Annotated in this window: 23 protein-coding genes; 8 read left to right on the plus strand and 15 right to left on the minus strand. The window is 61.7% G+C overall.

Annotated features, from left to right (window positions below; all coding sequences use genetic code 11):
- Positions 1-149: 149 nt before the first annotated feature.
- From K6T12_RS11060 to K6T12_RS11080, 5 genes are all read right to left on the minus strand, one after another.
- Positions 150-815 (minus strand): haloacid dehalogenase type II, encoded by a 666-nt coding sequence (locus K6T12_RS11060; RefSeq protein ID WP_222222434.1) that lies wholly within the window; start codon positions 813-815, stop codon positions 150-152.
- Between the two features lie 338 nt (positions 816-1,153).
- Complete coding sequence (locus K6T12_RS11065; RefSeq protein WP_222222436.1) at positions 1,154-1,432, minus strand: peptidylprolyl isomerase; 279 nt, start codon at positions 1,430-1,432, stop codon at positions 1,154-1,156.
- A 260-nt stretch (positions 1,433-1,692) separates the two neighbouring features.
- Positions 1,693-3,825 (minus strand): phosphate acetyltransferase, encoded by a 2,133-nt coding sequence (pta, locus tag K6T12_RS11070; RefSeq protein WP_222222438.1) that lies wholly within the window; start codon positions 3,823-3,825, stop codon positions 1,693-1,695.
- Positions 3,826-3,846: 21 nt separating this feature from the next.
- Complete coding sequence (locus K6T12_RS11075; protein ID WP_222222440.1) at positions 3,847-5,043, minus strand: acetate/propionate family kinase; 1,197 nt, start codon at positions 5,041-5,043, stop codon at positions 3,847-3,849.
- A 292-nt stretch (positions 5,044-5,335) separates the two neighbouring features.
- Complete coding sequence (locus tag K6T12_RS11080) at positions 5,336-6,277, minus strand: LysR family transcriptional regulator (RefSeq protein ID WP_255611675.1); 942 nt, start codon at positions 6,275-6,277, stop codon at positions 5,336-5,338.
- A gap of 137 nt (positions 6,278-6,414) precedes the next feature.
- Between K6T12_RS11080 and ydiJ the strand changes: the two genes are divergently transcribed.
- A complete protein-coding gene (ydiJ, locus tag K6T12_RS11085) occupies positions 6,415-9,477 on the plus strand; it encodes a D-2-hydroxyglutarate dehydrogenase YdiJ (protein ID WP_222222442.1) in 3,063 nt (1,020 codons plus the stop codon).
- Between the two features lie 76 nt (positions 9,478-9,553).
- Here the strand turns inward: ydiJ and K6T12_RS11090 are convergent, their stop codons facing one another.
- Positions 9,554-10,033 (minus strand): GNAT family N-acetyltransferase, encoded by a 480-nt coding sequence (locus K6T12_RS11090; protein ID WP_222222443.1) that lies wholly within the window; start codon positions 10,031-10,033, stop codon positions 9,554-9,556.
- Positions 10,034-10,233: 200 nt separating this feature from the next.
- Between K6T12_RS11090 and K6T12_RS11095 the strand changes: the two genes are divergently transcribed.
- Entirely contained in the window at positions 10,234-10,719 is a 486-nt protein-coding gene (locus tag K6T12_RS11095) for a putative 4-hydroxy-4-methyl-2-oxoglutarate aldolase (RefSeq protein WP_222222444.1), read from the plus strand.
- 279 nt (positions 10,720-10,998) lie between these two features.
- Here K6T12_RS11095 and K6T12_RS11100 read toward each other — a convergent pair whose 3' ends face one another.
- On the minus strand, positions 10,999-11,202 hold the full coding sequence (locus K6T12_RS11100; RefSeq protein ID WP_222222445.1) for a hypothetical protein: 204 nt from the start codon (positions 11,200-11,202) through the stop codon (positions 10,999-11,001).
- 96 nt (positions 11,203-11,298) lie between these two features.
- On the opposite strand from K6T12_RS11100, the gene K6T12_RS11105 reads away from it, so the two are divergent.
- The 3 genes from K6T12_RS11105 to K6T12_RS11115 are packed head-to-tail and all read left to right on the plus strand — an operon-like array spanning position 11,299 to position 12,930.
- Positions 11,299-11,487, plus strand: coding sequence for a hypothetical protein (locus K6T12_RS11105; protein WP_222222446.1), 189 nt, complete (start codon positions 11,299-11,301; stop codon positions 11,485-11,487).
- Positions 11,474-11,863: a hemerythrin domain-containing protein gene (locus tag K6T12_RS11110; RefSeq protein ID WP_222222447.1), complete on the plus strand. Its 390-nt coding sequence runs from the start codon at positions 11,474-11,476 to the stop codon at positions 11,861-11,863. Before K6T12_RS11105 ends, K6T12_RS11110 begins: the two co-directional genes overlap by 14 nt.
- Before the next feature lie 23 nt (positions 11,864-11,886).
- Positions 11,887-12,930, plus strand: a complete 1,044-nt coding sequence (locus K6T12_RS11115) for an NAD(P)/FAD-dependent oxidoreductase (protein ID WP_222222448.1) — start codon at positions 11,887-11,889, stop codon at positions 12,928-12,930.
- Here the strand turns inward: K6T12_RS11115 and K6T12_RS11120 are convergent.
- From K6T12_RS11120 to K6T12_RS11155, 8 genes are all read right to left on the minus strand, one after another.
- Entirely contained in the window at positions 12,914-13,342 is a 429-nt protein-coding gene (locus K6T12_RS11120; protein ID WP_222222449.1) for an RrF2 family transcriptional regulator, read from the minus strand. The two genes, K6T12_RS11115 and K6T12_RS11120, sit on opposite strands and share 17 nt — an antisense overlap.
- 225 nt (positions 13,343-13,567) lie before the next feature.
- Positions 13,568-14,875, minus strand: coding sequence for a phenylacetate--CoA ligase PaaK (gene paaK, locus K6T12_RS11125; RefSeq protein WP_222222450.1), 1,308 nt, complete (start codon positions 14,873-14,875; stop codon positions 13,568-13,570).
- Between the two features lie 100 nt (positions 14,876-14,975).
- Positions 14,976-16,184 (minus strand): 3-oxoadipyl-CoA thiolase, encoded by a 1,209-nt coding sequence (pcaF, locus tag K6T12_RS11130; protein ID WP_222222451.1) that lies wholly within the window; start codon positions 16,182-16,184, stop codon positions 14,976-14,978.
- A 14-nt stretch (positions 16,185-16,198) separates the two neighbouring features.
- Positions 16,199-16,648, minus strand: coding sequence for a hydroxyphenylacetyl-CoA thioesterase PaaI (gene paaI, locus K6T12_RS11135; protein ID WP_222222452.1), 450 nt, complete (start codon positions 16,646-16,648; stop codon positions 16,199-16,201).
- The gene (paaH, locus tag K6T12_RS11140) at positions 16,648-18,156 is read right to left on the minus strand and encodes a 3-hydroxyacyl-CoA dehydrogenase PaaH (RefSeq protein WP_222222453.1); all 1,509 of its coding nucleotides are present in this window, start codon (positions 18,154-18,156) and stop codon (positions 16,648-16,650) included. The genes paaI and paaH overlap by 1 nt, the downstream gene beginning before the upstream one ends.
- A 10-nt stretch (positions 18,157-18,166) precedes the next feature.
- Complete coding sequence (paaG, locus tag K6T12_RS11145; protein ID WP_222222454.1) at positions 18,167-18,958, minus strand: 2-(1,2-epoxy-1,2-dihydrophenyl)acetyl-CoA isomerase PaaG; 792 nt, start codon at positions 18,956-18,958, stop codon at positions 18,167-18,169.
- Positions 18,959-18,962: 4 nt separating this feature from the next.
- Positions 18,963-19,742: a 2,3-dehydroadipyl-CoA hydratase PaaF gene (paaF, locus tag K6T12_RS11150; RefSeq protein ID WP_222222455.1), complete on the minus strand. Its 780-nt coding sequence runs from the start codon at positions 19,740-19,742 to the stop codon at positions 18,963-18,965.
- A gap of 106 nt (positions 19,743-19,848) precedes the next feature.
- Positions 19,849-20,613, minus strand: a complete 765-nt coding sequence (locus K6T12_RS11155) for a Phenylacetic acid catabolic protein (RefSeq protein ID WP_222222457.1) — start codon at positions 20,611-20,613, stop codon at positions 19,849-19,851.
- Between the two features lie 330 nt (positions 20,614-20,943).
- Here K6T12_RS11155 and K6T12_RS11160 point away from each other — a divergent pair, with 330 nt between their 5' ends.
- The 3 genes from K6T12_RS11160 to K6T12_RS11170 all read left to right on the plus strand — a co-directional run bounded on the left by K6T12_RS11160 (position 20,944) and on the right by K6T12_RS11170 (position 24,056).
- On the plus strand, positions 20,944-21,393 hold the full coding sequence (locus K6T12_RS11160) for a flavodoxin domain-containing protein (protein ID WP_222222459.1): 450 nt from the start codon (positions 20,944-20,946) through the stop codon (positions 21,391-21,393).
- A gap of 93 nt (positions 21,394-21,486) precedes the next feature.
- Positions 21,487-23,157 (plus strand): phenylacetic acid degradation protein PaaN, encoded by a 1,671-nt coding sequence (gene paaN, locus K6T12_RS11165; protein WP_222222461.1) that lies wholly within the window; start codon positions 21,487-21,489, stop codon positions 23,155-23,157.
- Between the two features lie 113 nt (positions 23,158-23,270).
- Entirely contained in the window at positions 23,271-24,056 is a 786-nt protein-coding gene (locus K6T12_RS11170; RefSeq protein WP_222222463.1) for an enoyl-CoA hydratase-related protein, read from the plus strand.
- The last annotated feature ends 136 nt before the right edge of the window (positions 24,057-24,192 follow it).

Raw genomic sequence — 24,192 nt, forward strand, 5'->3', positions numbered from 1 at the left:
GGATTTGCCAAGATCGATAGCCAGTGTCTTAACTTGCATGAGATGGACCCCTCTCTTTCGGTTTGGGTGACCTTCTCAGCGTAGGCGCGCTGAGAGGGAGGGTGGGTCCATCCCATTTCCTACTTAAGATGAGGGGCAGCGCGCACACCCTACAGAGCTTTACCTAGTTCAACCAGATCCGCCACCACCAGATCCGGCTCGATCCCCCAGGGGTCGAACAGGGTCTTGTCGCTGCGTTTGATCCAGGCGGCGTTCAGGCCGGCGCTCTTGCCGCCGATCACATCCCAGGGGTTGCTGGAGACCAGCCAGCAATCCTCTTTGCGGCTGCCGGTCCGTTCGACCAGGTAGTCGTAAACCACCGGATTCGGCTTGTAGGTGCGTTTGTCGTCGACGCTGACGATATCGCTCAGCAGCGGCAGTACGCCGGCCTGTTCCAGCAGCGGGCGAACCGAACGTTCCGGACCGTTGGAGAAGGCGACCAGGGTGTGGCCCTGGGCTTTCAGTGCCTGCAAGCCGGGAATCACGTCGTTGAAGGCATCAAGCGTCAGGAACTCTGTCAGCAGTGCTTGCTGCTGCTGGTCCGAAAGTTCCAGGTTGTAGACCTGCAGGCAGTAGCGCAGGGCGTCGTGGGTGCAGGTGCCGAAATCCTCGTAGCGGCCCATCAGTGCGCGGCGAAACGCATACTCCACCTTCTTGTCATGCCAGAGCCGGCCGAAGGCTTCCGCCTCATCGCCGATCAGGTCGCCGAGTTTGTAGGCCACGGCGACCGGGTCCACCAGGGTGCCGTAAACATCGAATCCAATTGCGCAGGGCATTCCACCATCCTCCTTCTTCCCGCAAAGCCCCTCAAGCGCTGGAGAGCCAACGGTATTCCATGGAAATTCAAGATTATCCCCTAAGGGATAGTCCTTAATTTAGGGTTCGTTCAGGAATATATTGAAAAATCGCTCAATTAACCAGCGAGGCGCTGTGAATTGTTTGGACGTTTGCCGTGACAGACGAGGAGGCGAGGTTTGCCCCGAATTACGTTGGTCGCGCCTGAGTGCCCGACCGGAAGCTCTCCTACAGTAGGACCGGGGGCAAAAAACGTGCGAGGAACGGGCAGGCGATCCGCTGGGGGTTGGGGCGCAACCCGTATCAAAAAAAGGAAAAATCAGCCGCGGTAGATCACTTCCACCAGGTGGAAACCGAACTGGGTCTTGATCGGGCCGTGCACCACCAGCTCTTTCTTGCGGAAGATCACGTTGTCGATCGCCTTGACCATCTGGCCGGGCCGCACCTCTCCTAGGTCGCCGCCGCGCTTACGGGAGTTGCACAGCGAATGCTTTTTGGCCAGCTGGCCGAAGTCGGCACTCTTGGCCAGTTGCTGTTTCAGCTGTTCCGCTTCCTGTCGGGTTTTTACCAGGATATGGCGGGCGAGGGCGGTACTCATAGGACTTGGCTTCTTCAGTTTCTTTAGGGGATGGAAAGGCGGGGATATTAACATCTCCCGCCCATATCGTGATGCGGAAAGGCTAGGGGCTGCAACAGGGGGGAGTCGGTCGCGGCTGAAGCCCCTCCCACAACAAGGAATATTCTGCCTGTGTAGCAGCCCGCTCCGCGGGCGACCGATGTTGGCACCGAATTTCCAAGCAAGTCGAGCCTTAAGGCTCCTCCTACCCTGTCCGCTAAAACAGGAAGGGATTGAACAAATCAACCGGCGTCGGCCTGGATCGCGGTCAACGCGATGGTGAACACGATATCGTCGACCAGTGCGCCGCGCGACAGGTCGTTGACCGGCTTGCGCATCCCCTGCAGCATCGGCCCGATACTAATCACGTCGGCGCTGCGCTGCACCGCCTTGTAGGTGGTGTTGCCTGTGTTCAGGTCGGGGAATACGAATACCGTCGCCTTGCCGGCCACCGAGCTGCCCGGTGCCTTGGACTGGGCCACGCTTTCCATTACCGCCGCATCGTACTGCAGCGGGCCGTCGATCAGCAGGTCGGGCCGCTTCTCCTTGGCGATCCGGGTGGCCTCGCGAACCTTGTCGACGTCGGCGCCATGGCCGGAGCTGCGGGTCGAGTAGCTGATCATCGCCACCCGAGGCGGAATGCCGAAGGCGCGGGCCGAATCGGCCGACTGGATGGCGATATCGGCCAGCTGTTCGGCGTTCGGGTCCGGGTTGATCGCACAGTCGCCGTACACCAGTACCTGGTCCGGCAGGCACATGAAGAACACCGAGGACACCAGGTTGGTGTCCGGTGCGGTCTTGATCAGCTGCAGCGGCGGTCTGATGGTGTTGGCGGTGGTGTGCACCGCGCCGCTGACCAGCCCGTCGACATGGCCCATCTCCAACATCAGGGTGGCCAGCACCACGTTGTCCTGCAGCTGCTCGGCAGCGATGATCTCGGTCATCCCCTTGTGTTTGCGCAGTTCGACCATCCGGCCGACGTAGTGGTTGCGGATCTTGGCCGGGTCGAAGATCTCGACCCCTTCGCCCAGCTCCAGATCCTGGTTCTTCGCCACCCGGTGGATCTCCTCCGGATCGCCCAGCAGGGCGCAGCGGGCGATGCCGCGCTGGGCACAGATCGCCGCGGCCTTGACGGTACGGGGTTCGTCACCTTCCGGTAGCACGATGATTTTGTTGGCGCGGCGGGCCCGTTCGATCAGCTGGTAGCGGAAGGCCGGCGGCGACAGCCGGCGTTCGTAGCTCGGTTCGACGAAGCGCTGCAGCCAGTCGCTGTCGATATAGGCGGCGGTCGCTTCCTTTATCTGCTGAACCCGCTCCAGGTCGTCGGCCGGGATCTCCCGGTCCAGCCGCGGCATATTGCGGGCGGTCTGCCAGCTATCGGTGGAGACGCTCAATACCGGCAGGCCGGCGTGGTGGGCGCCAGCGCAGAGTTTCATCACTGTCGGTGAGGGTTCGATGCCGCCGGTCAGTACCAGGGCGGCCAGGTCGACCCCGTTCAAACCGGCCAGGCAGGTGGCCAGGATGATGTCGTCGCGGTCGCCGGGGGTGAACACCAGGGTGCCCGGCTTCAACTCCTCCACCGCATTGGCGACCGTACGGGCGCACATGGTGATCCGCTTGACCCGGCGGCTGTCCAGTTCGCCCTGATTGATCACCCGGGCGTTCAGGTATTCGGCGATGTCGCGCACCCGCGGTGCGATCAGTTCCCGGTCCCAGGGGATGCAGCCGAGAATGCGGAAACTGTTGCTGAAGATCCGGCAGTGTTCGCGCACCACCTGCTCGGTGATGCTGTGGGTTACCGTATCGTCACCGTCCGGTTGCAGGCGGCCTTCGCGGTCGACCGGTGCGTCCAGCTTGTTGAGGATGCAACCGAGCACCTTGGGGTTGTGGATACCGCCGTAGGCACGGGCGGTGATATCGATATGGTCTTCGAATGCCGCCGGGGTATCGTTGCCCGGCGCGGCGACCAGCACCACCTGGGCGTCCAGCGCCTTGGCGATCTCCTTGTTGATCCGGGTGGCGTAGGGCTGGTTATGGGTCGGCACCATCCCCTCGATGATCACCACCTCGTTGCCGGCCGGCAGCGACTGTTCGTAGCGGGCGACGATCTCCTCCAGCAGTTCGTCGCCGCGGCCTTCGCTGACCAGGTGTTCCGCCTCGCGGATATTGATCGCCTGGGCGATCGGAAACTCGCAGCTGGGCTGCAGCATCTCGATCGAGCGGTCGTCGGTTTCGTCGCCGCGTACCGGCTGGGCGATCGGCTTGAAGAAGTGAACTTTGATCCCCTGGCGGTCCATGGCGTGGAACAGCCCCAGTACCGCGGTGGTCAGGCCGGCGCCGAGGCCGGTGGGTACTACCATCAATGCTTGTGACATCTTCGATCCTGCCTGGCCGGGTTACTGGGCGATGAACTGCGCCGCGTCCTGGGCGATCATCAGCTCTTCGTTGGTCGGGATCACCAGTGCGCAGGCACGGCTGCCGTCCGCGGTGATCGGCCCCTGGACACCGCGGATGGCGGCGGCGTTACGCTGCTCATCCAGCGTCAGGCCGAGGAAGCCGAGCTGGCGGATCACCTCGGCGCGGATCCGCACCGAGTTCTCGCCGATGCCGCCGGTGAACACCAGCGCATCGAGCCGGCCCAGCGGCACCATCAGCGCGGCGATCTCCTTGGCCAGCCGGTAGGCGTAGATCTCCAGCGCCAACTGGGCGCGCTTATGATCCTTGTCGGCGGCGTCCTCGATGGTGCGGCAGTCGTTGCTGATGCCGGAGATGCCGAGCAGGCCACTCTGCTTCCACAGCAGGTCGTTGACCTGCTCAATGCTGATATCCAGGCGGTGGGCCAGGTATTCGTGGATGCTCGGATCGATGCTGCCGCAACGGGTGCCGTGTACCACCCCTTCGTTTGGTGTCATCCCCATCGAGGTGTCCAGGCTCTGGCCGTTCAACACCGCGCTGACGCTGGCGCCATTGCCCAGGTGGGCGATGATCAGTGCGCAGTCGTCCAGCGGTCGGTTCAGTTCGGCGGCCGCCTGGCTGGCGACATAGCGGAAGCTGGTGCCATGAAAACCGTAGCGGCGCACGCCGTGGTGGATATAAAGCTCGTACGGCAGCGGGTAGACAAAGGCTTTTTCCGGCATCGACTGGTGGAAGGCGGTGTCGAACACCGCGGTGTGCGGCAGCTCGGGGAAGGCGGCACGGGCGATCTCGATACCGCTGATATTGGCCGGGTTGTGCAATGGCGCCAGGTGGTTGCAGCTGGCGATCACGTTGACCACCTCGTCGTCAATCAGCATCGACGAGCGGAACCGTTCGCCGCCGTGCACCACCCGGTGACCGACAGCGCCGATCCGCCCGGCCAGGTCGCCGGTCTGGTGGATCTGCTCGACGATGGCGTTCATCGCCGCCTTGTGGTCGGCATCCGGAATCGCGGTCAGCTGTTTTTCGCCATTGTGTTTGACGATCAGCTGGGCTTCGCTGCTGAACAGCCGTTCGGCGATCCCCTGCAGCAGTTCGCCGCCGCTGGCGGGTTCGATGATGGCGAATTTGATGGATGAGCTACCGCAGTTCAGTACCAGGACCAGTGATTCCGTCATTACTTCTACAACCTTCAGATGACTTGAGCGGGTACGGGCAGGCGCGACTGGGCGTTCGGCGTCTTACCCTGAGGTTTTTTACAGCGTAGTTGTTACGGTCGGGCGACGGTGGGCAGGAGGTCATAACCGGCTGCACCTGCCGACGGCAGACACGCACAAACCAGGGTTATGACTATTTTTATGAGGCTGGTTTACGGGGCTGAATTCTACGACCTTTGTATGGGGATGTGTAGCGTTGGGCCGGATAAAACCTTACATTTTTGCAGGTGCACAGATACCTGCACTAATCGGCTCAAAGCGCGCACTCTATTGCCGGGCCAAGCGTGTTGCTGCGCACCATGGAGAGCAGTTGATCCCGTAGTTGAGCGGCGGTTGGACTGAGCGAGCGGCTCTTGCGGGTCAGCAGGCAGATCTCCCGCGCCAGCAGTGGATGGTCGAGCGGTTGGTAGTGCAGTCCGGCGAAGGCGGCGGTGCTGGCCGCCAGTGCCGGCAGGATGGCGATACCGAGCCGGGCGCGTACCAGCTCCGCCAGGCCGGCCGGGTTGGAAACCTCCAGCAGCGGGCCATCCAGGTTCAGCTTGACCGGGGCTTCGCCGGGTATCCGCGACAGCTGGGCGCGGATGCCGGTATCGCTGGTCAGGAAGATCAGCTGATGTTGCTGCAGCTGCTGCCAGTCCAGCTGTTCGGTCGCCAGCAGCGGATGGTCCGGCGGCAGCACCACGCCGTAGCGATCACGCAGTAAGGGCTGATAGTCCAGTTCGCTGTGGCTGGAGTGGTTGCCGCCGATACCGAAATCCACCTCGTTGTTCAGCACCCGCTGCTCGATGCCGGCGGCGTTGTCGTCGCGCAGGTAGAGGCCGACCTGCGGGTACTGGCGGTGGAACCGGTCGATCAGCGGCGGTAGCAGCCGGCTCAGAACCGACGGCGAGCAGGCGATGCCGATCTTGCCCGATTGACCGGCGGCGACCGCCTGCAGGTCGTGCAAGGCGGTGTCGAAGTTGGACAGCAGCTGCTTGGCGACCGGCAGAAAACGCTCGCCCTCGGCGTTGAGCAAAACCTGGCGAGTGGTGCGATCGAGCAACTTGAGACCGGCCTGTTCCTCCAGCTGCTTGATGGTGGCGGTCAGCGTCGACTGGGTCAGGTGCAGCCGGCGGGCGGCCTGGGTGAAGCTGCCGCTGTCGGCGACGGTGACGAAGGCGCGCAGATGACGGATCGACAGATTATTCAGCATCATCGATTAATCTATTGTTTTTTATCATTTGTATTTGGTAATGCCATTTTGCATCATGGCACCATCGAAAATAAAGCAATGACAAGCAACGGAACCGGTTCAACACCGGCTTCGTTGAGAAAGACAAGAGTGAGTGAGCAATGATCCCGTCCATCACCATCGAAGACACGGTTCAACAGCAGTACCTGGCGTTTATCGAGGCGCTGAAGGAGGCCGGCTTCGAGGGCGACCTGAATGCCGATTACGCCAACCGGGTGGCACTGTCGACCGACAACAGCATCTATCAGCTGCTGCCGCAGGGTGTGCTTTACCCGAAGCATATCGACGACCTTGTGCGTATCGCCAAGCTGAGCAATGACAGTCGCTTCAGTAAGGTGGTGCTGAGCCCGCGTGGCGGTGGTACCGGCACCAACGGTCAGTCGCTGACCGACGGCCTGGTGGTGGATATCTCCAAACATATGAACCAGGTATTGGAGATCAACGCCGAAGAGCGCTGGGTGCGGGTGCAGGGCGGGGTGGTCAAGGATCAGCTGAACGCCGCACTGAAGCCGTACGGCCTGTTCTTCGCGCCGGAGCTGTCGACCAGCAACCGGGCCACCGTCGGCGGCATGATCAATACCGATGCCAGCGGTCAGGGTTCGGTGCTGTACGGCAAGACCCGCGACCATGTGCTGGAGTTGAACAGCGTTTTTCTGGATGGCACCGTCTGGCGCTCCGGCCCGCTGGATGAGGCGCAGCTGGACGAGATCAAACAGCGCGACGACCGGGTCGGCGAGGTGCACCGGCTGGTCGACGGGATCTTCAGCGACAAGCGGGAGCTGATCGACGCCAAGTTCCCCAAACTGAACCGCTGCCTGACCGGCTACGACCTGGCCCATATCCGTGACGAGCAGGGCCGCTTCAACCTGAACTCGGTGCTCTGTGGTGCCGAAGGGTCGCTGGCGTTTATCGCCGAAGCCAAGCTGAACTGCCTGCCGATCCCGAAATACGCCGCGCTGGTCAATATCAAGTACGACAGCTTCGAAGCTTCGCTGCGCGACGCCAAGGACCTGATGACCTGGGGGCCGACCTCGATCGAAACCATCGACTCCAAGGTACTGAACCTGGCGATGGGCGACATCATCTGGGATACGGTGGCGGCGTACTTCCCGCACAGTGAGGGTGAACCGGCCATTCGCGGCATCAACCTGGTGGAATACACCGGCGATGACGAGGCCGAACTGCAGGCCAAGGTGGCCAGACTGACCGATCACCTGCAGGCAGTGGCCGGCAGCGGCGGTAAGAGCTTCGGCTACAGCGTCGCCTACGGCAGTGGCGAAATCAACAAGATCTGGGCGATGCGCAAGAAGGCGGTCGGCTTGCTGGGCAACGCCAAGGGCGAGCAGCGGCCGATCCCGTTCGTCGAGGATACCGCGGTGCCGCCGGAGCACCTGGCCGACTTCATCATGGAGTTCCGTCAGTTGCTGGACGCGCACGATCTGGCCTACGGCATGTTCGGTCATGTCGATGCCGGGGTGCTGCATGTGCGGCCGGCGATCGACATGAAGGACGAAGCCCAGGCGCCGATGATCCGCACCATCACCGATGGCGTGGTCAAGCTGACCCAGAAATACCACGGCCTGTTGTGGGGCGAGCACGGCAAGGGGGTGCGTTCGGAATACGCACCCGAGTTCTTCGGCAAACTCTACCCGGAGCTGCAGCGGATCAAGGGCGCCTTCGACCCACGCAACCAGCTCAATCCTGGCAAGATTGCCACCCCGCTGATCGACGGCGCCGAGCTGCTGAAGATCGACGGCGTGCCGACCCGCGGCGAGCATGACCGCCAGATCGATCGCAACACACGCCAGTACTACGATGCGGCGATGTTCTGCAATGGCAATGGCGCCTGCTTCAACTACGATCCGAAGGACGCCATGTGCCCGAGCTGGAAGGGCACCCGCCAGCGCATTCATTCACCGAAAGGACGCGCGTCGCTGACCCGCGAGTGGCTGCGGTTGATGGCCAACAACAGTGTCGACCTGGTGCGCGAAGGCAAGCAGGTGCGGGCCGGCGGCTTTCTGCGCAGCCTGCCGAGCCGTATCCGCAATACCCTGGCCAAGCGGCGCGGTGACTATGACTTCTCGCACGAGGTGCACGAGGCGATGGCCGGCTGCCTGGCCTGTAAGTCCTGCGTCGGCCAGTGTCCGATCAAGGTCAACGTGCCGGACTTCCGTGCCCGTTTCCTGGAGGTCTACTACGGCCGTTACCTGCGCCCGGCCAAGGATTACATGATCGGTGGGCTGGAGTTCATGATCCCCTGGCTGTCGAAGTTCCCGCAGCCGTACAACTGGGCGATGCAGAACAGCCTGGTACGGGGCCTGCTGCGTAACTATGCCGGCATGGTGGACAGCCCGAGCATCTGCACCCACAGCCTGAAACGTGGCCTGGAGCAGCGCGGTATCGACTGGGCCAGCGCGGAGACAATCGAGGCGCTGAGCGATGCCCAGCGTGCCAAGACGGTGGTTATCGTGCAGGACGCCTTCACCAGCTACTTCGAAACCCGGCTGGTGCTGGACCTGGTCGACCTGCTCGGCGAACTGGGCTTCTACGTCCAGGTTGCACCTTATCTGCCGAACGGTAAGCCGCTGCACGTGCACGGTTTCCTCGGCGCCTTCGAGAAGGCGGCCAAGCGCAATGTGCAGATGCTGGCAGAGCTGGCTGAAACCGGTGTGCCGCTGATCGGTATCGATCCATCGATGACGCTGACCTACCGCTCGGAATATGCCGACTTTATCGACGGTGAACTGCCGAACGTGCAGCTGATTCAGGAGTGGCTGGCCGGGCAGGGTGAGCAGATCAAGCAATATGCCGCCGACCTGCCGGCCAACGAATACCGGATGCTGGCGCACTGCACCGAGCGCACCAATGCGGCGCCGAGCCTGCGCGACTGGCAGACGGTGTTTGCCGCGCTGGGTCAGCAACTGGTTCAGCAGCCGGTGGGCTGCTGCGGCATGTCCGGCACGTACGGCCATGAGACCGGCAATGCCGATACCTCACGCAAGATCTATGAACTGAGCTGGGCCGAGGTGGTCGAGGATCCGGCCAACGCCGGCAAGCTGGTGGCCACCGGCTACTCCTGCCGTTCGCAGGTCAAGCGGCTCAGCGACCAGCAGCTGCCGCACCCGGTGCAGATGCTGCTGGAGGTATTGCGCAGCCGGCCGTAGTCGATGCTGTTTAACCCTGTTGAGATGGGGCTTTGCGGGCCCCTGATCGACTGAACCTACCCGGCCGGTCTCTTCTCTACAAGGTGCGGCCGGCGATCGTCTCGTAGGGTTGGAAACCGCAGGCCTGCCAGAAACGGTTAGCCTGCTGGTTGGCGCAGTGCCAGCCGACCTGGGCGCTGCAGGCGCCTTGTTCTTTCAGCCAGCGGTGGCCTTCTGCAACCAGTCGGCGGCCGATATTGAGGCGGCGCAGGCCCGGTTCTACCCAGAGGCTGTAAAACACGCCACACTTCTCCAACTGGTAGCCGGGTTTGGCGGACAGGTAGACCGCGAGGGTGGCGACCAGCCGGTTATCGAGTTCCGCCACCAGTACTTGGGCGATATCGCTGTCCAGGGTGGCGTCCAGCTGCCGGCTCAACTGCTCCCGCATCGCTGCCGGTTGTGGCGCGCCGAAGTTCTGCGGCGGTAGTTCATCCGCCAATTGCTGCAGTGCCAGCCACATCTCCAGCACCGTTTCACTATCGGGTGGCATTGCGCTGCGTATCTCGATCTCCGGCATATCAATTCCGTTCAGCTGGACAAATGTGTCTGTGACACTCTATCTGCGTCCTAGGTGGTAGTGCAATTACCGCTGCAATACACCAATATGGCGTCTTCGAGCCTGAACCGGTGCCATGAGCCGTCGCTGGTCGATAAAAAACATTCAAAATGGCGGCATGGCCCGATGATTGGAAATCTGCAAGTAACGAGGAGTTAACCATGAAAGACCTGTTGCCCGACCTGTGCGATGCCTACCCGGAACTGGTACAGGTGGTCGAGCCGATGTTCGGTAACTTCGGCGGCCGCGAAATCTTCGGCGGCGAGATCGTCACCATCAAGGCCTACGAGGACAACTCGCTGGTCCGTGAGCAGGTGGCCCAGCCTGGCAAGGGTAAGGTGCTGGTGGTCGATGGCGGCGCCTCCCTGCGGCGGGCGATGCTCGGTGACATGCTGGCCGAAAAAGCGGTCGACAACGGCTGGGAGGGGATCATCATCTACGGTTGTATCCGTGATGCCGGTGCGATCGCCGAACTCGATCTCGGTGTTCAGGCGCTCGCTACCCACCCGATGAAAACCGACAAGCGGGGCCTTGGCGATCTCAATGTCGAAGTCACTTTTGGTGGTGTCACTTTCCGTCCCGGCGAGTATGTCTATGCCGATAACAACGGCATTCTGGTATCCCCGCAGGAGCTTAAACTTCCTTAATAATCAGTTGGCTGGAGCGGGCTTTGTGACCGCTTTCCAGCCATCTTCGCAACGCTGATGACGCAGTTGAAAAATTTCAGAAAAACGTAGCAAAACGTCATGATCGACTGCCACCATGACCCTGTCTTAATAAAGAGAGTTGGGTGGATTGTGATGTCAGAGATTGATGTTAAGCTGCTGGGCCGGCTACCAATAGAGCCTGTGCCTGCCAGTCGGTGAATAGCTGCGTTCTGAACTAACCCACCGTTCCGTGACTCTCCGAGGTCCGCTCAGAGGCCTCTAAATCCCCATCTGATGGCTGATGTAGAGCTTGGCGCCGATGCCGAACAGCGTCAGGGAGCTGATAACCCCCAGAAAGATCAGCTTGCCTTCGCGGTTCGCCTGGGAGCGTCGTGCCACGTGCCAGACCGACCACAGTTTGAACAGCACCATCAGTGCGACGGCGGCGAAGACTACAATCTCAGTTGTTGACCAGATAACCATGTTGCTGACCTCTTAAAATGTGCTTGATATACATCAATGTGTGATTTATAACATGGATATCATATACATCAAAGTGTTTTGCACGGGGGGTGATCGATGAACAACTCGCTTGAACAGCAGCATCAGCAGTGGATGCAGGTAACCGGCACTGCGTTGTCGGAACGCCATTGCAGTAATGGCTATACCGGAGATGCGGCGCATAACCGTTATGAGTCGCAGCCATGGGCAGCAGCGGTTGAGGAACCAGTCACGGAAAAGGAGCGGAACCGCGATGAAGCGCGCTGAGCCACTGAAGATATTAAGCCGTGAGCACCACCAGGCACTGGTGTTGTCGATGCGGCTGAGCAAGGCGGTGACGCAGCAGGAGGACTGGCAGTCGTTGTGGCGGGAGACCCGGGAGCAGAGCGAGGACCTGCTGGCCCATTTTGCCATCGAGGAGGAGCGGCTGTTACCGCTGATGACTGAAAACCAGCCGCTGGTGGAGCAGCTGCTGGAAGAGCACCGGGTGATGCGCCAGCTGCTAACCGATCCGGGGCGTACGGCCGCCGAAGCCTTTGCCGAGCGGTTGAAGGAGCATGTGCGGTTCGAGGAGCGTGAACTGTTCCCCTGGCTGGAACAGCGTTATCCGGAAGCGGTACTGCGTGAGGCGATGCTCCACTGAACGGATGAAATCAGGAGGCGTTTATGAATTCCAGCGAGGTTGCCGTTATCGGCGCCGGCCCTTGCGGTCTGTTCCAGGTGTTCGAGCTTGGCTTGCAGGGGATCAGGGCGGAACTGTTCGATGCATTGCCCGCCCCCGGCGGTCAATGCATCCGCCTCTACCCGGATAAGCCGATCTACGACATTCCCGCCTGTCCTGAGATCAGTGCGCGTCAGCTGGTCGACAACCTCTGCAAACAGATCGAGCCCTTTGCACCCGTCTGGCGGCTGGGCCACAAAGTTACGCAACTGGAGCCTGTGGCCGGCGGAGGGATACGACTGACAACGGACAGGGGGCTGGTCCATGAATTCAGGGCGGTGGTGATTGCCGGTGGCAGTGGCGCCTTCGAGCCGATCCGCTTGCTGGTTCCAGGGGTCGATCGCTACGTGGGTCATACACTGCACTACGCAGTAGATGATATAGCACGCTACCGCGATAAGCGGGTGGTGGTAGTGGGCGGTGGCGATTCGGCACTGGATTGGGCGTTGAACCTGATCCCTGTGGCCCGCGAGGTCGTGCTGGTGCACCGCAGCCAGCGCTTTCGCGCCCAGCCGCACTCGGTTGCCAGCATGCAGCAGGCCTGTGACGAGCTGCAGATGCTTCAGCTGACCGGCCGGATCGCCGGACTGGACGGGGAGGAGGGGCAGCTAAAAGCTGTCCGGGTACAATCAAGCGACGGCGTTACCCGCAGGGTTGAAGCCGATCAACTGCTGGTTCAGTTCGGCCTGGCACCACAGGTGGCACAACTGCGCAACTGGCGGCTGGAACTGCATCACAATCAGCTGGTGGTCGATACCGAGAAATTCCAGACCAGCCAGCCCGGCGTCTATGCGGTCGGGGATATCAACTGGTATCCGGGCAAGCAGAAATTGATTCTGAGCGGCTTTCACGAGGCAGCACTGGCGGCGTTTGCCATCAAACAGCAGTTGCAGCCGGACAAGCCGGTCAGGCTGCAGTACACCACCACCAGCCCGCTGATGCATCAGAGGCTCGGTGTGGAGGCACCGGAACTCAGCGATCTGAGCTGATCAGCTGCAGCTTCATCGCCTCGTTGTTCAGCAGTTGGGCCAGGGTGTACTGGCGCAAGGTGTCCATGAACGCTCGCTGGGCCTGGTGCAGGGCACCCTGCAGCGAGCAGATGCCGGTCAGGCAGCAATGCTGTTGCTCGCAGTTGATCAGCGGGCCGAAACCTTCGGTCTGGGCGATCAGGTCGCCGATATTGACCTGCTCCGGCGTCATCTTCATACGGATGCCACCGTTCTTGCCGCGAAAGGTCTCCAGGTGGCCGGATTTAGCCAGCGAATGGACGACTTTGCGCAGATGTTCGATGGAGATCTGGTAGTAGTTGGCGATCTCCGCCAGGGTGCAGAGCCGCTCGTCGTGGGTGGCGACATAGAACAGCACGCGAAGCGAATAGTCGGTAAATCGGCTCAATTGCATGGCTGGCATCCGAATCAGGTTAAATGCGCTCTTGTCTAAATCTCGGCGCTAATCATGTATTGATCATACCAGTCTGTATACCCAAGCAGAAGCGGTTGTTTAATGGCCTAGAGTCGCCGGATTGCCGGATCACGCTGAACGCGCTTCCCACCGGGTTAATTAAAAAAGCCCGCAGTGTCATTGACACTGCGGGCTGTGTTTTAAGCCTCTGGCTTGCAGCTGCGATTAACTGAAGCTGCGCTTGTCGAACACCCGCTTGGCTTTGCCTTCGGAGCGCGGGATCGAGCCGGTGTCGACCACGTTGACGCGGGTGCTGATACCGATCAGCGATTTGACGTGGTGCTGCAGTTCCTTGGCGACCAGCTGCTTGTCGGCATCACGGGCTTCCGGCGCCAGCTCGACCTTGACCTCGACGTTGTCCAGGTTACCGTCGCGGGTCACCACGATCTCGTAGTGCGGTGCCAGCGCCGGGATCTTCAGGATCTGCTCCTCGATCTGGGTCGGGAACACGTTGACGCCACGGATGATCAGCATGTCGTCGGAGCGACCGGTGATCTTGTCGATACGGCGCATCGGACGGGCGGTACCCGGCAGCAAGCGGGTCAGGTCGCGGGTCCGGTAACGGATGATCGGCAGCGCTTCCTTGGTCAGCGAGGTGAACACCAGTTCACCGTACTCGCCGTCCGGCAGCACTTCACCGGTATTCGGGTCGATGATCTCCGGATAGAAGTGATCTTCCCAGATGGTCGGGCCGTCCTTGGTTTCGATGCACTCCTGGGCGACGCCCGGACCCATCACCTCGGACAGACCGTAGATGTCGACCGCATCGATGCCGAGGCGGGTCTCGATGTTCTTGCGCATCTCGTCGGTCCAGGGCTCGGCGCCGAAGATGCCGAGGCGCAGCGCGGTATCGCGCGGATCCAGCCCCTGGCGCTCCATCTCGTCGATCAGGTTCAGCATGTAGGACGGGGTCACCATGATGATATCCGGGTCGAAATCGCGCATCAGCTGGACCTGCTTCTCGGTCTGGCCGCCGGACATCGGGATAACGGTGCAGCCCAGCCGCTCGGCGCCGTAGTGGGCGCCCAGGCCGCCAGTGAACAGGCCGTAGCCGTAGGAAATATGCACCTTGTCGCCGTAGTGGCCACCGGCCGCACGAATCGAGCGGGCCACCACATCGGCCCAGGTGTTGATATCGTTCTGGGTGTAGCCGACCACGGTCGGTTTGCCGGTGGTACCGGAGGAGGCGTGCACACGGACCACCTCGTTCATCGGCACGGCAAAGGTGTTGAACGGGTAGTTATCGCGCAGGTACGCCTTGGTGGTAAACGGAAACAGTTTCAGGTCGTCCAGCGTTTTCAGGTCGAACGGGTGGACGCCTTTCTCTTTGCACAGATTGCGATAAGCAGGAATGTTGTTATAGGCATGGGCTACGCTCCATTGCATGCGATTCAGCTGCAGGTCGCGAAGCTCGTCGATGCTGGCTGTTTCGATCGGGTCCAGCGCACCGCGCAACGGCTTGTCGTATTGCATAGTTTTTCTTGTCCTGTCTTATAGTCGTTTTAATCTAGAACTCACCCCTGGCTGAGCAAATTTCGGGGCACGCCGAGAAAACGAGCCCCGGGAGCGCGGCTCAGACGCGCTCGATGATCAGTGCAATACCCTGGCCGACGCCGATGCACATGGTGCACAGCGCATAGCGGCCACCGGTGCGGTGCAGCTGATACATGGCAGTGGTTACCAGGCGCGCGCCGCTGGCGCCGAGCGGGTGGCCCAGCGCGATGGCGCCGCCGTTCGGATTGACGTGGGCGGCATCGTCCGGCAAGCCGAGGTCACGCATCACCGCCAGGCTCTGCGAAGCGAAGGCTTCGTTCAGCTCGATCACATCCATCTGCTCCAGCGTCAGGCCGGCTTTCTCCAGCACCTTGCGGGCTACCGGTGCCGGGCCGAAACCCATGATGCGCGGTGCCAGACCGGCGGTAGCCATCGCCACCACGCGCGCCTTCGGCGTCAGGCCGTGTTTCTCGGCCGCTTCCTTGGACGCGATCAGCAGCGCGCAGGCGCCGTCGTTCACGCCGGAGGCGTTGCCGGCGGTAACGCTGCCGCCTTCACGGAACGGCGCTTTCAGCTTGGCCAGGCCTTCCAGCGTAGTCGAGGCGCGCGGATGCTCGTCGGTATCGACGACGAGCGGATCGCCTTTACGCTGCGGGATGCTGACCGGCACGATCTCCTCGTTGAACAGCCCCTGTTCCATTGCCGCGGCGGTCTTCTGCTGGCTGCGGAAGGCGAACAGGTCCTGGTCTTCGCGGGAGATGTTGAAATCCTCCGCCACGTTCTCGGCGGTTTCCGGCATCGAGTCGACGCCGTATTCGGCTTTCATCTTCGGGTTGATGAAGCGCCAGCCGATGGTGGTGTCGTACAGGCCGTTCGGGTTGCGGCTGAAGGCGCTCTCCGCCTTGCCCATTACGAACGGCGCGCGGGACATCGACTCGCAGCCGCCGGCGATCATCAGCTCGGTCTCGCCGGCCTTGATGGCGCGGGCGGCCATGCCGATTGCGTCCATGCCGGAACCGCACAACCGGTTGATGGTGGTGCCTGGCACATCGGTCGGCAGGCCGGCCAGCAGCGCGGACATGCGCGCCACGTTACGGTTGTCCTCACCGGCCTGGTTGGCGTTGCCGTAGATCACGTCCTCCACCTGGCTCCAGTCGACGTTCGGGTTGCGTTCCATCAGCGCTTTCAGCGGGATGGCGCCCAGGTCGTCGGCCCGTACCGGCGACAGGCTGCCGCCGTAACGGCCGAAGGGGGTGCGGATCGCGTCGCAGATAAATGCGTCTTTCATCAGGCTCTCTCCTGTCAGGCGGATTCAAGCTCTTCCGGCACCAGGGTCCCCTTGATCTGGTAGGACTTGCCGCGGAAGTAGGCCAGTTCTTCTTCGTTTTGATTCAGCACGGTCACGTCATAGACGCCGGTGCGCCCCTTGCGCTGGCGCTCGGTGGCGACGGCGGTCAGCCGATCGCCCTCGAAGCCGGGTGCGATGTAGTCGATATTGCAGCCGCTGGCCACGGTGACCCGGTTGTAACTGTTGCAGGCGTGGGCGAATGCGGTGTCGGCCATCGCGAACAGAAAGCCGCCATGACTCATGTTGTGGCCGTTGAGCATGTCCTTACGCACGGTCATCTGCAGTTTGGCGTAGCCGGGACCAACCTCGACGATCTCGATACCCATGGCCTGGGCCGCGTGATCGTTGGCATGCATCGCCTCGCTGCAGGCCTGTGCCAGTGCTTTTGCTTGCGGGTTGCTCATCAGATACCTCCGGCGACTTTACGGCGCAGTAACGGCGATGCACGGTAACGGTCATCCCCGTAGACGCCGGCCAGGTTGTTCAGCACCTGCAGCACGTTGCCCAGGCCGATCTGCTGGGCCCAGGCCAACGGACCGCGCGGGTAGTTGACGCCGCCCTGCATGGCGATATCGACCGCCTCTTCGCTGCAGACCTGCTGGTTGACCGCATCGAAGCCCTCATTGGCCAGCATCGCCACGGTGCGCATCACTGCCATGCCGGGGATATCGTCGATCAGGCTGACCTGCTTGCCGATCGCCTGGAACAGGCCGACCGCGGTGTTGACCGCCTCGGCGGAGGCGTGGTCGGCCGGTGACAGCGCGATACGATCGGCGTTCTGGTAATCCAGTGCCAGGTCGAAATGGATCAGGTTGCGGTTGGAGGATGCTGCCGCGCGTGCGGTGGCGAACTGGCCGTTGGTCAGCAGCAAGGTGGCCTCGCCAACCCGGATGCAGCCATTGCCGTCATCCTCGCGGAATACCTTGATACCGGCCTGTTCGCACAGCGCTACCAGCGGCTCCGCGACGCCCAGGCTGCCTTCGACGGTCATGGTTTTTGGCGCCGGTGCCGGCGCGGCGGTCTGCGGCTGCGGTTTTTCGGCGCCTTCGCTGTAATCGTAGAAGCCCTTGCCGGACTTGCGGCCCAGGTGGCCGGCGTTGACCAGCTCCAGCTGGATCAGCGCCGGCAGGAAACGCTGGTCGTAGTAGTAGGCTTCGAATACCGACGAGGTGACCGCGTAGTTGACGTCGTGGCCGATCAGGTCCATCAGCTCGAACGGCCCCATGCGGAAGCCGCCGCACTGTTTCAGCAGCGCGTCGATGGTAGCGATGTCGGCGCCGCCTTCCTCGGCGACCCGCAGTCCTTCAGCGTAGAACGGCCGGGCCACCCGGTTGACGATGAAGCCCGGGGTGGACTTGGCGTGCACCGGCTGCTTGCCCCAGCGCTCGGACAGCTGGTAGATCGCTTCGGCAACGGCCGGATCGGTATCCAGGCCGCTGATCACCTCGACCAGCTTCATGATCGGCGCCGGGTTGAAGAAGTGCATGCCGACCAGGTTCTGCGGCCGCGCCAGCTTGGCGCCGATCGCAGTGATCGAGATCGATGAGGTGTTGGAGGCGATGATGGTGTTTTCAGCACAGATCTTTTCCAGATCGCCGAACACCTGCTGCTTGATATCCAGCCGTTCGACGATCGCTTCGACCACCAGCGCCGCCGGCGCCAGATCGTTCAGCGAGTCGACCACTTGGATACGGCCGACCAGCGCGTCGACCTGGTCTTGGCTCATCTTGCCCTTGGCGACCAGACGGGCGAGGCCGTTGGCCACGCCGTCGAGACCTTTCTGCGCGGCCCCTTCCATCGCGTCGAACAGCAGAACCGGGTGACCGGCCTTGGCGGCCACCTGGGCGATACCGGCGCCCATGGTGCCGGCACCGATCACCCCGATGATGGATTCAGTTGTGAGATGGCTCATGGTGTCTCTCTTACTTACCTTTGAAGTTGGGCTGGCGTTTCTCCATGAACGCGGCGACCCCTTCGCGGTAGTCTTCGGTGCGGCCGGCCAGCGTCTGCAGGTCGCGTTCCAGGTCCAGCTGCTCGTCGAAGCTGTTGTTCCAGGAGGCGTTGATGGCCCGCTTGATCAGTGCCAACCCTTTGGTCGGCTGGGTCGCCAGCTGCTTGGCCAGGGCCAGGGCTTCATCCTTCAGCGCCTCGTCGTCGACCGCCTTCCATATCATGCCCCACTGTTCGGCCTGCTCGGCCTTGATCTTGTCGCCCAGCATCGCCAGCCCCATTGCACGGGCCTGGCCGACCAGGCGGGGCAGGGTGTAGGTGCCGCCGGAATCCGGTACCAGGCCGATCTTGCAGAACGCCTGGATGAAGGAGGCGGACTTGGCTGCCAGCACGATGTCGCAGGCGAAGGCGATGTTGGCGCCGGCGCCGGCCGCCACGCCGTTGACCGCGCAGATCACCGGCATCTCCAGCGAGTTGATGGTGCGGATCATCGGGTTGTAGTTCTTCTCGATCGATTCGCCCAGGTTCGGCATCTCGGCACCCGGCGCCACGTTGCGGTCGCTCAGGTCCTGGCCGGCGCAGAAGCCGCGGCCGTTACCGGTGATCAGCAGGCAGCGCACCTGGTCGCTCTTCTTGACCTCTTTCAGCGCATTGCGAACTTCGGCATGCATATCGGCATTGAAGCTGTTCAGGCTGTCCGGACGGTTCAGGGTCAGAACCGCAACGCCGTCGGTGATTTCGAATTCGATGTTCTGATAAGCCATGGGATTATTTTCCAGTGAAGTTCGGTTTACGTTTTTCCATGAAGGCGGCGATGCCCTCATTGCGGTCTTCGGTGGCGGCCAGCAGCGTGAACGCCTTGCGCTCCAGGTTCAGGCCGCTGTCCAGCGTGGTGTCAAAGGCCTTCAGCAGCACCTCCTTGGCCAGCCGTACCGCCACCGGCGGTTTGCTGGCGATGGTGGTGGCCAGCTGGCGGGCCCGTTCGAGGGTCCGCTCCGGGATCACCACCTCGCTGACCAGGCCGAACTCGCGTGCCTGCTCGGCGGAGATGAAAGTGCCGGACAGCACCAGCTGCATCGCCATCGACTTGCCAACGGTACGGATCAGCCGCTGGGTACCGCCGGCGCCCGGGATGATGCCGAGGTTGATCTCCGGCTGGCCAAACTGGGCGTTGTCGCCGGCGATCACGATGTCGCAGTGCATCACCAGTTCGCAGCCGCCGCCCAGCGCGTAGCCGTTGACCGCCGCGATCAGCGGTTTCGGGAAGGCGGCGATCCGCTTCCAATAGGTCGGCCGCTTGTCGGACAACATGCCGACCGCATCCAGCGCGGCCATCTCCTTGATGTCGGCGCCGGCGGCAAACACCTTGTCGCCGCCAGTGACCAGCACCGCCTTGACCTCATCGTTGTCGGCGACCTGGTCCAGCACGTCGGCCAGCTCCATCAGCAGCTGGTTGCGCAGCGCGTTATAGGCGTCCGGGCGGTTGAGGGTGATGGTCAGTACGCCGGCGTCGATCTCTGAGAGCTTGATGTCTTGCAGTTGCTGCATGAATACCTACCGTTAAAACAAAGCATTGCCGAATAGAGCAGAAAAAGTGACACAGTATTTCCGGCCGGAACCGGAAATACTGGTAGGGTTATGAGATTACGGCTGCTTACTCGGCGCCGGGTACGACCAGGCCGAGGCGGGTCAGCATGTCGTTGACCTTGCCTTCCCACTCGTTCAGGCGGCTTTCATTGCTCTGTTTCAGCAGGCCGTAGCGGCGGAAGCGTTCGTTGTGCTCGGAGTCGGCACGGCCAAAGGTGGCCGCCACGCGCGGATACCAGTAGTCCACACAACCCTGGGCGGCGCTGGTGCCGTCGCGGTCGATGATGTTGGCCAGGCCGCGTTCGGCCAGCTCGGCATGACGCTCCTCGCCCTTGATGATGTCGTCCATCACCTCCGCCAGCGGTGCGTAGGAGCAGTTGCGCAGCTCCTTCAGCTGGACGGTGGAGGCGGCCCCCATCAGGCTGCTCATCACCAGCGAGTCGGTCCAGCCTTCCAGCGGGTAGTGGAATACGTTCAGGCGCTTGTCGCCGCCGATACGGCGGTTGCCCAGATCCAGCGAGCGGCTCAGTCGGCCGGCCCAGCTGTGGGAGGCGACGTAGACGCCCGGGTTGACGCCGAACTCGTTCAGCAGGTTCAGCACTTTCTCGGCATGGTCGAACTTGTCGGCCACGATCTGTGCCGCCACCTGGCGCTCGCGCAGGCCCGGGCCGTAGTTGATCATGTCGGCAAAACCGGCCGCGCCGGCCAGCTCGGAGTCGGCGAATACCACCATCAGGCGCATCAGCTCGGAACGGTAGCCGGAGGAGAGCTCTTCGCCCTGCTGGATCTTTTCACCCTTGGCGATGCGGTCAATCAGAGTCTTGTCATCCATTGCCATAGAAGCCTCATTCTGTACGAGCTGAATAGGGCACTGCCCGGCGTGCTCGTGTTGTTGTTCTCGAAGTCCTTGAACCAGCCATTCAGTCAGGTAGTGAAGCTGATGACTTGTTCAAAGCCTGGCCAGGTTCTATCTATCGATGTATGGGAGAGTAACCCATAATGCGAAAGGGATACAATATTTTAAATTGAGAATGTTCTTTCCGTATCACAAACTTTGGTGTATCTTCTGGACTCATCAAGAATAAGCATATTAGGTGGCTACGTATCTCAGTGACCCAAGCGTAGTAGACTGAGTCATATATAGCCTTTTTGGGAGGATCAGATGACTGATATCGCCATTTTGGTAGGTACCGAATCCGGCAACGCACAGATGGTGGCGGATGCCCTGCAGGAGGTTCTGGAGGAGCAGGGGCACGAGGTGACTCTGTTCGAGGAGCCGGATGTAGAGGAGATCGATTTCCCGAATCGTGACGTGGTAATCATCAGCTGCTCCACCCACGGCGACGGCGAACTGCCGGACAACATCATTCCGATGTGCGACGCCCTGAAGGAGCAGAAGCCGGACCTGTCCCATATCCGTTACGGTGTGGTGGCGTTGGGTGACCAGACCTACCACCAGACGTTCTGCCAGGCGGGTAAGGATGTCGACGCGATCTTCGCCTCCTGTGGCGCGGTACGTGTTGGCGAACGGTTTGAAGTGGACGCCTGCACCCAGCCGCTGCCGGACGAAGACGCCCGTGAATGGGCCAAAGAGTGGCTGGAGCAGCTCTGAGCTGCCGCCTACGCCCTTGAATGCCAGGCCGACGCTCAAGCGCCGGCTTGATGTAAAAGAACAAGCTGACACGCCAATAAAGGGGAATACCCGATGAGCGAGAACCTGTTTGCCAAACACCAGGACACTCTGCATGCCGCTGTGAACGCGATCCACAGCCGCGACTACTTCAGCCCGTATAAAGAGAGCCCGAGCCCGCGCGCCTACGGCGAAACCGCCAACAAAGACGGCGAAAATGCCTTCAAGGCCCATATCGGTAGCGACTTTGAACTGCAGATGCCGGGGATCGTCGGCAAGGCAGGCAGCGAAAAGTCCCCCTACGGTTTTGATCTGAACGTGCAGTACCCGCTGGTCGATCTGGATCAGCTGCTGCCGGCGATGGATGAAGCCCGCAAGGCGTGGCGTGATGTCGGTGTCGAAGGGCGGGTGGGTATCTGCCTGGAGATCCTCGAGCGGATCAACAAGGCCAGCTTCGAGATCGGTTATGCGGTGATGCACACCTCCGGCCAGGGCTTCATGATGGCGTTCCAGGCCGGTGGCCCGCACGCCCAGGACCGTGGCCTGGAAGCGGTGACCTACGCCTACGAGGCGATGACCTCGGCGCCGGGCACGGCGACCTGGACCAAGCCGCAGGGTAAGCATGATCCGCTGGTGATGGATAAGAAGTTCACCGTGGTCGGTCGTGGCATCGGCCTGGTGATCGGCTGCTCCACCTTCCCGACCTGGAACACCTACCCGGGGCTGTTCGCCTCGCTGGTGACCGGCAACCCGGTGATCGTCAAGCCGCACCCGGCGGCGATCCTGCCGGCGGCGATCTCGGTCAAGATCGCCCAGCAAGTGCTGGTCGAGCAGGGCCTGCCGCCGCATATCGTATCGATGGTCATCGACGAAGATCCGGCCAAGCCGTGCACCGCCGAACTGGCGCAGCGCGATGAGATCCGGCTGATCGATTTCACCGGCAACACCCCGTTCGGTAACTGGCTGGAGCAAAACTGCCGCCAGGCCCAGGTGTACACCGAGAAAGCCGGCGTCAACACCATCATCATCGACTCCACCGACGACTTCAAAGGGATGATCCGCAACCTGTCGTTCACGCTGAGCCTGTACTCCGGCCAGATGTGTACCACGCCGCAGGATATCTTCGTCCCGGCCGGCGGTATCGAAACCGAAGACGGTCACAAGTCGTTTGACGAGGTGGCCCAGGCGATCGCCACCGGCGTGACCAAGTTCCTGTCCGACCCGGAGCGTGCCGGCATGGTGCTGGGTGCGATCCAGGCCGAGGTGACCGCTACGCGTATCGAAGAGAGCAAGTCGCTGGGCACGGTGATCCGCGAATCCGAGGCACTGGAGAACCCCTGGTTCAAGGATGCCCGCGTGCACAGCCCGCTGATCATGACCATCGACGGTGACAAGGAAGAGACCTATATGCAGGAGCTGTTCGGCCCGATCAGCTTCGTGGTCAAGACCGCCGATACCGCCGAGTCGATCGCCCTGGCCAACAAGGCGGTTAAAGAGCACGGCGCCATCACCATGGGCTGCTACTCCACCGACGAGGCGGTGCTGGAGCAGATCGAGGAAGCGGCGCTGGATGCCGGCGTTGCCCTGTCCTGCAACCTGACCGGCGGCGTATTCGTCAACCAGAGCGCTGCGTTCAGTGACTTCCACGCCACCGGCGCCAACCCGGCGGCCAACGCCTGCCTGGCGGACCTGGCATTCGTTGCCAACCGCTTCCGGGTGGTGCAGAGCCGCCGGCATCCGAAATAAAGCGACAAGCGATTAGCTGCAAGCGGCAAGCCATTCGGCTGCTGCTTGCAGCTTCAAGCTTTTAACTTACAGCTTGTGGCTTATCACTTTCAGCTTTCCCAAGGTTTGCTCCAATGAATTTCGAAACCATCCAGGTAGAAGTCAATCAGGGTGTCGGCATTATCACCCTGAACCGTCCCAAGGCGATGAACGCGCTCAACGTTACCCTGACCCGCGAGGTTGGCGAGGCGGTTGATGCGTTCGAGCGGGACGACAATGTCGGTTGCATGATCATCACCGGCGGCGAACAGGTGTTTGCCGCCGGCGCCGATATCAAGGAGATGAAGGACCAGAACTTCGTCGATCTGTACAGCCGCGATTTTCCCTATATCCAGCGCGACTGCTGGCGCGCCATCGACGACGCCCGCAAGCCGATTATTGCCGCGGTAGCCGGTTTCGCGCTGGGCGGTGGCTGCGAGATGGCGATGGCCTGTGACTTCATTATCGCCGCCGACAGTGCCAAATTTGGCCAGCCGGAGATCGGCATCGGCACCATGCCGGGCGCCGGCGGCACCCAGCGGCTGACCAAGGCGGTCGGTAAGGCCAAGGCGATGGAGCTCTGCCTGACCGGGCGGATGATGGATGCCGAGGAAGCCGAAAAGGCCGGCCTGGTCTCCCGTATCGTGCCGGCAGCCGAACTGGCCGAGCAGGCGTTCAAGACCGCCCGCAAGATCGCCGGTCACTCCCGTCCGGTGGTGATGCTGGTCAAGGAAGCGGTCAACATGGCGGTCGATGCCGATCTGCAGGATGGCCTGAAGTTCGAGCGCCGCACCTTTGAAGCCACCTTTGCCTTCGAAGACTGCAAGGAGGGCATGGCGGCATTTGCTGAAAAGCGTAAGCCGGAGTTCAAGCACTGCTGAGCGATGTTGCTGGGAATGTAGAGTTTCGGCCGCTATCTTCTCGCTGGGGATAGCGGCCTTTTTACGTATTTATGTACTTATCGTTTTGTTCTCAGTTTTTTGCGTTCGTCGCTTAGCTGAGTAGCTTAGGGAGTAG

Origin of the sequence: Marinobacterium arenosum, assembly GCF_019795155.1 — a bacterium.
GTDB classification, from domain to species: Bacteria; Pseudomonadota; Gammaproteobacteria; order Pseudomonadales; family Balneatricaceae; genus Marinobacterium_C; species Marinobacterium_C arenosum.

Excerpts from the sequence above, each read along its gene's own strand:
- pcaF (WP_222222451.1), bottom strand. The coding sequence starts at position 16,184 with ATGAAAGACGCATTTATCTGCGACGCGATCCGCACCCCCTTCGGCCGT.
- K6T12_RS11105 (WP_222222446.1), top strand. The coding sequence starts at position 11,299 with ATGAACAACTCGCTTGAACAGCAGCATCAGCAGTGGATGCAGGTAACC.
- K6T12_RS11090 (WP_222222443.1), bottom strand. The coding sequence starts at position 10,033 with ATGCCGGAGATCGAGATACGCAGCGCAATGCCACCCGATAGTGAAACG.
- paaK (WP_222222450.1), bottom strand. The coding sequence starts at position 14,875 with ATGCAATACGACAAGCCGTTGCGCGGTGCGCTGGACCCGATCGAAACA.
- K6T12_RS11160 (WP_222222459.1), top strand. The coding sequence starts at position 20,944 with ATGACTGATATCGCCATTTTGGTAGGTACCGAATCCGGCAACGCACAG.
- paaN (WP_222222461.1), top strand. The coding sequence starts at position 21,487 with ATGAGCGAGAACCTGTTTGCCAAACACCAGGACACTCTGCATGCCGCT.
- K6T12_RS11095 (WP_222222444.1), top strand. The coding sequence starts at position 10,234 with ATGAAAGACCTGTTGCCCGACCTGTGCGATGCCTACCCGGAACTGGTA.
- paaI (WP_222222452.1), bottom strand. The coding sequence starts at position 16,648 with ATGAGCAACCCGCAAGCAAAAGCACTGGCACAGGCCTGCAGCGAGGCG.
- K6T12_RS11080 (WP_255611675.1), bottom strand. The coding sequence starts at position 6,277 with ATGATGCTGAATAATCTGTCGATCCGTCATCTGCGCGCCTTCGTCACC.
- K6T12_RS11060 (WP_222222434.1), bottom strand. The coding sequence starts at position 815 with ATGCCCTGCGCAATTGGATTCGATGTTTACGGCACCCTGGTGGACCCG.
- K6T12_RS11115 (WP_222222448.1), top strand. The coding sequence starts at position 11,887 with ATGAATTCCAGCGAGGTTGCCGTTATCGGCGCCGGCCCTTGCGGTCTG.
- ydiJ (WP_222222442.1), top strand. The coding sequence starts at position 6,415 with ATGATCCCGTCCATCACCATCGAAGACACGGTTCAACAGCAGTACCTG.
- K6T12_RS11100 (WP_222222445.1), bottom strand. The coding sequence starts at position 11,202 with ATGGTTATCTGGTCAACAACTGAGATTGTAGTCTTCGCCGCCGTCGCA.
- K6T12_RS11065 (WP_222222436.1), bottom strand. The coding sequence starts at position 1,432 with ATGAGTACCGCCCTCGCCCGCCATATCCTGGTAAAAACCCGACAGGAA.
- K6T12_RS11110 (WP_222222447.1), top strand. The coding sequence starts at position 11,474 with ATGAAGCGCGCTGAGCCACTGAAGATATTAAGCCGTGAGCACCACCAG.
- paaH (WP_222222453.1), bottom strand. The coding sequence starts at position 18,156 with ATGAGCCATCTCACAACTGAATCCATCATCGGGGTGATCGGTGCCGGC.
- K6T12_RS11155 (WP_222222457.1), bottom strand. The coding sequence starts at position 20,613 with ATGGATGACAAGACTCTGATTGACCGCATCGCCAAGGGTGAAAAGATC.
- paaG (WP_222222454.1), bottom strand. The coding sequence starts at position 18,958 with ATGGCTTATCAGAACATCGAATTCGAAATCACCGACGGCGTTGCGGTT.
- paaF (WP_222222455.1), bottom strand. The coding sequence starts at position 19,742 with ATGCAGCAACTGCAAGACATCAAGCTCTCAGAGATCGACGCCGGCGTA.
- pta (WP_222222438.1), bottom strand. The coding sequence starts at position 3,825 with ATGTCACAAGCATTGATGGTAGTACCCACCGGCCTCGGCGCCGGCCTG.
- K6T12_RS11075 (WP_222222440.1), bottom strand. The coding sequence starts at position 5,043 with ATGACGGAATCACTGGTCCTGGTACTGAACTGCGGTAGCTCATCCATC.
- K6T12_RS11120 (WP_222222449.1), bottom strand. The coding sequence starts at position 13,342 with ATGCAATTGAGCCGATTTACCGACTATTCGCTTCGCGTGCTGTTCTAT.
- K6T12_RS11170 (WP_222222463.1), top strand. The coding sequence starts at position 23,271 with ATGAATTTCGAAACCATCCAGGTAGAAGTCAATCAGGGTGTCGGCATT.